The organism is Helicobacter didelphidarum, from assembly GCF_003364195.1.
GTDB classification, from domain to species: Bacteria; Campylobacterota; Campylobacteria; order Campylobacterales; family Helicobacteraceae; genus Helicobacter_A; species Helicobacter_A didelphidarum.
Genome location: NZ_NXLQ01000206.1, coordinates 1 through 483, shown reverse-complemented (window position 1 = coordinate 483; position 483 = coordinate 1). Strand labels below are relative to the sequence as shown.

Below are 483 nucleotides of genomic sequence, written 5' to 3'. Positions count from 1 at the left end.
CTTGTGCCACTCCAGCCCCTGAAAGTAATTCAATTTCACTAAATCCTACTGCTTTGCCAATATAGCCATAATGGATATTGCTCCATATATCATAGCCTATCTCATAAGTTATATTATTGTGGATATATCTATGATAATCCTTTTGTGATAGTCCCATTGTGGGAAAGAGCCTTGAGATTTGCCATTTGTGGTCCCAAATGGATTCAGATTTTACAGCTTCTTCCCATAGTTTGTATGCTTTTTTTCTACCTACACCACTAACCATAATCCTTCCCAATGGGTTGTAGATAGTAAGTGCATTCATTGGAGATGAATATACTATCGTTTCATCAAGATTAATAGATTGTTTAATCATTGTTGCCACCTTACTTCTCACATTTCTTTTCATCTCATCTACGATGAAATGAGCTACATCGATAGCTTCAAATCCTAATTGGATAAAATTATATTTATTGAGAGTTTGACTATTATCATAGGCAATAA

General features: G+C 34.4%; 1 protein-coding gene. It reads right to left on the bottom strand.

Translation table 11 applies throughout. The annotated features are described in order from the left end of the window. A partial coding sequence (locus CQA53_RS11965) for a polymorphic toxin type 44 domain-containing protein (RefSeq protein ID WP_220272104.1) occupies positions 1 to 483 on the bottom strand: 483 nt, incomplete at both ends.